5 protein-coding genes and 1 other annotated feature are annotated in these 5,641 nt (G+C 27.6%); all 5 genes read right to left on the bottom strand.

Features of this window, described 5'->3' with window-relative positions; genetic code table 11:
* Positions 1-350: 350 nt before the first annotated feature.
* Positions 351-2,108: an arginine--tRNA ligase gene (argS, locus tag LPC13_RS16390; RefSeq protein ID WP_195244754.1), complete on the bottom strand. Its 1,758-nt coding sequence runs from the start codon at positions 2,106-2,108 to the stop codon at positions 351-353.
* Between the two features lie 48 nt (positions 2,109-2,156).
* Positions 2,157-2,384 (bottom strand) — a binding site (T-box leader).
* Between the two features lie 149 nt (positions 2,385-2,533).
* A complete protein-coding gene (locus LPC13_RS16385) occupies positions 2,534-2,875 on the bottom strand; it encodes a zinc ribbon domain-containing protein YjdM (RefSeq protein WP_005215290.1) in 342 nt (113 codons plus the stop codon).
* A gap of 317 nt (positions 2,876-3,192) precedes the next feature.
* Entirely contained in the window at positions 3,193-3,345 is a 153-nt protein-coding gene (locus tag LPC13_RS16380) for a zinc-ribbon domain-containing protein (protein WP_055264561.1), read from the bottom strand.
* A 257-nt stretch (positions 3,346-3,602) separates the two neighbouring features.
* Positions 3,603-4,109: an anaerobic ribonucleoside-triphosphate reductase activating protein gene (gene nrdG / locus LPC13_RS16375; RefSeq protein ID WP_005211886.1), complete on the bottom strand. Its 507-nt coding sequence runs from the start codon at positions 4,107-4,109 to the stop codon at positions 3,603-3,605.
* 58 nt (positions 4,110-4,167) lie between these two features.
* Positions 4,168-5,472, bottom strand: a complete 1,305-nt coding sequence (locus LPC13_RS16370) for a CapA family protein (RefSeq protein ID WP_234089014.1) — start codon at positions 5,470-5,472, stop codon at positions 4,168-4,170.
* Between the last annotated feature and the right edge of the window lie 169 nt (positions 5,473-5,641).

Genomic DNA, 5,641 nt, shown 5'->3' with positions numbered 1-5,641 from the left:
ATATTAAATTTTATCCACAACTAATAATAGAAAAACCCTCTGTTTTTAAACAGGGGGTTTTTCAACAAACTGAAAGAGCTATTGCAATTTAATGCAATAGCTCTTTTAATATAATAAATTAACATTTAAACTTTAATTATCAATATTACTTAAAATTTAATAAAATAATTTTAAAATTGCTGTATAGAAAGTTCAAAATTGGTACATAATTATAATGTAAATATTAAACCTGTAATAAAACTACAGGTTCCCATCCCCCCATTATTTAAAAAGCGCGCAAGCGCTTTTTTTATTTTCATATAAAAAATAAAAAGTATTGATTTTAAAATCAATACTCTTTATTTTATTAATTACATTCTTTCAACACTTTCCATTCCTAACAAATCTAAGCATTGTTCTAATACGTTCTTAACTAAGTTTATAAGTACTAACCAAGAAGCTTTCTTAGATTCATCTTCTTCAGATACTATTCTTGTATCATTATAGAATCTGTTAAAGTTATTTGATAATTCATAAATATATTCACATATCTTATGTGGTGCTCTATCTCTAAAGCTTAATTCAATAACTTCATTAAACTTAATTAATTGAAGCATTAAGTTTCTTTCTGTTTCACTTTGTGGTACTAATATTGCTTTATTCATATCAGTCATATTAGCTCTATTTAAAATAGATTTAATTCTAACTATTGTATAAAGAATGTATGGACCTGTATTTCCTTCAAATGAAGCAAATCTTTCTATATCAAATATATAGTCTTTTGAAGCTTGGTTAGATAAATCACCATATTTTAACGCTGCTAATCCAACCTTTGAAGAAATCTCTTCAACGTCTTCTTCTGCTATATTTTTATTATCCTTAAGTTTTTCTTTACCTGCTTCTTTAATTAAGTTTATTAAATCTGCAAGTCTCATTACTCCACCTTCACGAGTCTTAAATGGCTTACCATCTTTTCCGTTCATAGTCCCAAATCCTATGAAATCTAATACAGTATTTTCATTTGCTATACCTGATTTTTTAGCAGCTCTAAAGAATTGTTCATAATGAAGCCCTTGTCTCTTATCAGCTAGATATATTATTTCATCAGCTTTTAAATCTCTAACTCTCTCTACAACTGTAGCTAAGTCTGTAGTTCCATATAATGAAGCTCCATCTGATTTTAATAATAGTAATGGTGGTACTGGACTCTTATCAGTCTCTTCACTTACATCAAAAACTAAAGCTCCTTCACTTTCCTTAGCAAATCCTTTTTCTTTTAAAGATTCTATCATTTCAGGAATAAATTTTTGTGCATCACTTTCACCATTCCATAATTCAAAGCTAACATCTAAAGCCCCATAGTTTTTCTTTAAGTCATTAACAGATACATTTAATATATGCTTCCATAATGCAACATACCCTCTTCTACCTTGTTGAAGCTCAACTGTTGCTTTTTTAGCAGCTTCCATAACAGCTTCATCACTCTTAGCAAGCTTACTTGCATATGGATAAATATCCTCTAGTTCATCTATTGTAAACGGAGCTTCTTCTGGATATTCTCCTTCAAAACTTTCATCAAAATATGGTAAACTTGGGTTACGTCTTTCAACTTCTGATATAACCATACCCATTTGAAGACCCCAGTCTCCTAAATGAACATCACCAATTACATCATGGCCTAAGTATTTAGCTATTCTCTTAATGCTCTCACCAATAATTGCTGATCTTAAATGTCCTATGTGTAATGGCTTTGCAACATTTGCTCCACCATAGTCTACAATTATTTTTTTAATTTCTGTAGCTTGTGAAGTACCGAATCTTTCATCAGTATTCATTTTATTTACATAATCAACTAAGAATTCATCATTAAGAGTTATATTTATAAATCCAGGACCTGCAATTTCTAATTTAGAAAAAATTTCATTTTCTTTTAATTTTTCTACTACCTCTTGCGCTATAGCATTAGGTGCTTTCTTGTACTTTTTAGCACATGCTAAAGCTCCATTACATTGATATTGGCAAAGATCAGGTCTATTTGATACATTTACCTTTCCAGCACTCTTATCATAACCAAGCTCTTCAAATGTATTCATAAAAATATCACTTATTTGTTCAATAAATATTTTCATTAATTTATGCCTCCTTTTATTTTATATAAAAAAAACGCCTCTTCTTTTCAAAGAGACGAAAATATTTCCGCGGTACCACTCAATTTAGTTAATTTTAAAAATAAATTAACTCACTTATAACTTTAACGCTAGTTTACAGCGGCATACTCTTACAATAATGCTCAAGCAGCTTCTCCAAGTCCCTCTTCCTTATTTCATATCTTATAAGACTTTCACCATACTCTTACTCGCTAATAGATACTTTAAAATAAGTACTCTTCTCTTCATAGAATTTATATTTTTAATTATCTTATAAAAATCAAATTTAACTAATATAATATTATTTAAACATAAAATATATAATAAAATAATTTTACCTAAAAATCAAATTACTTGTCAATTAATAATATAAAAAAGCTAAGCAAATGCCTAGCTAAATTTTAAAATTATATCTTTTTAACAACTGATGATTTTAATTTCATAGCTCCAAAACCATCTATTTTACAATCAATATCGTGACCATCTGTTACATCATATAATAAACGGATATTTTTTACCTTTGTACCTTGCTTTAATGCTGATGTAGCACCCTTAACTTTTAAGTCCTTTATTATTGTTACAGTATCACCATCATTTAAAACATTTCCATTAGCATCTTTTATAAGGTTTGCTTCTGCAGCTGCAGCTTCTGATGCAGCAGTCCATTCATGACCACATTCTGGGCAAACTAAAAGATTTCCATCTTCATAAGTATATTCTGAATTACATTTTGGACAATTTGGTAACATAGTTTCATTTCCTCCATTCGCTTCTCTTATATATTATGCATAAATATAGGTAGTCCTTTGCATGCTTAATATATTATCATACACTTCTTATATTTACAAACTTTCCACTATAGCATAATTAAGTATCTATTTAATACACTTTTACTAGTTATAAACTTTGTTATATTTATTTTATCTCATTTTCATTTTAAAATTCTTAATATATATTACTTCTGATAGAATTCTTAGTACCAGTAGTAAATAGAATTTTTTACAATAATTGTTTTATAACAACAAAAAAGGTTGTAGTTTAAACTACAACCTATAACACTCTAAAATTATCTTCTATTTTGCTCTTTTTTAGCTCTTCTACAAGATATACATCTTGTTGGCTCATTTGTAAACCCTTTTTCTTTATAGAATTCTTGCTCTCCTACTGAAAATACGAATTCACTTCCACAATCTCTGCATTTTAATGTTTTATCTGTCATAAACATTCCTCCTAAAATTAAAGATTCTAAATTGATATAATAATCTCTAATTTTTGAGAAACTATTTACCTAAATGAAACTTTCTTTGTTAGCAACTCTGCTACTCATTTATAATAACATAATATTTAATTAATTTCAACCTTTTTTATTTATTTCTTATAAATACTTAAAATTATTACAATATTTTCAATCTAACTCTTCTCAATAATCTTTTCCACATCTTTCAACCATTTATTTGTGATATTGTTCTTTGCTCATTATTCTAAAACTATAATTTCTCTACTATTTAAACTTCTCTTAACATCAATTGTTCTTTGATTGCTTGAACCCTTAAACTTTAGTTCTTCTTTTTTATTTTTTAACTCAAATCTACCATCAACTAAAACATCTATGTTGCTAATTAACTCTCTTAAACCACTGTCTTTCTTCATATTTTCTAAAACTTGTTCAAATGTATATCCTGTATAACACCATATATTTAATCCTGCTTCCTTAAATTTTTTTGCCATATATGCAAAACTTTCTGATTGCTCTAAAGGATCACCACCACTAAAAGTTATTCCTTTTAACATTGGATTGCTTAGTGCATCTTTAATAAGTTCATCCATATCCTTAAGTTCTCCACCATTAAAGTCATGAGTTTCTTTATTAAAACATCCTTCACAATTATGTTTACAACCTTGTGCAAAATATACTCTTCTCATTCCAGGTCCATTAACAAGACTTTCATATGCAATTCCTGCAAGTCTAACATATCTTTTCATAAATTAATCACTCCAAAATAATTTATAATACAGTTAATATGCCAATAACTCTAAATTATTACTCTTTAATCTTAATACTATCATTATACATTTCTATTATTGATTTAGTCCTATTTAGAGATTCTACAACTCTAGTTTTACCTTCATTAGTTAAATATTCTGCATCATTCACTGTAGCTGGAACAATTTCATAAAACAATTTATCATCTTTTCCATACCAATTTACCCATGTTGGAATATATGTTGGGATATCTACTGTAACTTCATTTGTATCCATATTTTTCGATATATTTACAGATACTATTACCCCATCTTCTGTATATGGATTCTCTATTCTTTCAGTTCTTTGACTAGATAAAAAATTACCCATAGAATAAACTACTGCTGTATTACTTGTACCATCTGAAGAAGTTAAAATATCTATTGGTTGAATAGAATGTGGATGTGTTCCAAAAATCACATCTACCTTTTCATCAGTTAAAAATTGTGCAATTGTTCTTTGTATATCATTAGGTTCTAATTCATATTCATCACCCCAATGCATATAAAAAATTATAACTTCGGCTCCATCTTCCCTCATTAAAGCTATTTGTTCTTTCATATTATTTAAATCTTCATCTAATGTTAATGGATGAAAATGATTCATTAAAGGTATCAGTTCATCTGGTATTGCAATTCCATTAAGCCCTTTAAAATAATCTTCTGTTGTCATCGTATATCCATAAGATATTATTCCTATATTAATATCATTGATATTTTTAATTATATATCTTTTTTCATCTACACTTCCTCTTGTTCCTATTACATCAAATCCTCTATCTAATAATATATTTCTTGTTCTTTCATATCCATATACATCTCTATCTAAAGCATGATTATTCATATTTGCTATAACATCATAACCTGTCCATTTCATAGCATCTACCAATGAATCAGGTGTATTGAAACTTGGATATCCTGCATATCCCCAATATTCTGTACCTGAAAAAGTTGTTTCTAAATTTCCAATGGCTAAGTCAGCATTTTCTAAAATATCTTTTATATATTGAAAATTATTAGTAAAATCATACTCCCCTGTACTGTCATCGTATTGAGTATCTAATATTTCTTGATGAATTAATATATCTCCAGTTGCGACTATCTCCACTGTATTAATTTTCTCAACTTCTTCTATAGGTTCTGGTATATCTTTATTCTCTTCTTCTTTTTTATTATCATTGATTAGTAATATTTCTTCTTTTACTTGCTGATCCTTTGAAAATAATGAATCAAAAACGCTCTTAAGTGGATCAGAGTTATAAAATCCAAGCAAAAATATCATAACTACTAGTATAGAAACTACTAGTTTCGTTTTATCTTTCATCTCTTTCACCTCTTCAATTATTTTACATATTATATATTATTATACATTATTCTCCTAATTTTTAACATAAAAAAAAGACACTTTTAAGTGTCTTTTTCAGTTTGTTGAAAAACCCCCTGTTTAAAAACAGAGGGTTTTTCTATTATTAGTTGTGGATAAAATTTAATAT

The organism is Clostridium celatum (assembly GCF_021412605.1).
GTDB lineage: Bacteria > Bacillota > Clostridia > Clostridiales > Clostridiaceae > Clostridium > Clostridium celatum.
The sequence above is the reverse complement of the archived record's forward strand: the minus strand, read 5'-3'. Positions and strand labels throughout refer to the sequence as shown.

Bases quoted from the DNA above. Each gene is read 5' to 3' on its own strand.
- argS (WP_195244754.1), bottom strand. From the start codon at position 2,108: ATGAAAATATTTATTGAACAAATAAGTGATATTTTTATGAATACATTT.
- LPC13_RS16385 (WP_005215290.1), bottom strand. From the start codon at position 2,875: ATGTTACCAAATTGTCCAAAATGTAATTCAGAATATACTTATGAAGAT.
- LPC13_RS16380 (WP_055264561.1), bottom strand. From the start codon at position 3,345: ATGACAGATAAAACATTAAAATGCAGAGATTGTGGAAGTGAATTCGTA.
- nrdG (WP_005211886.1), bottom strand. From the start codon at position 4,109: ATGAAAAGATATGTTAGACTTGCAGGAATTGCATATGAAAGTCTTGTT.
- LPC13_RS16370 (WP_234089014.1), bottom strand. From the start codon at position 5,472: ATGAAAGATAAAACGAAACTAGTAGTTTCTATACTAGTAGTTATGATA.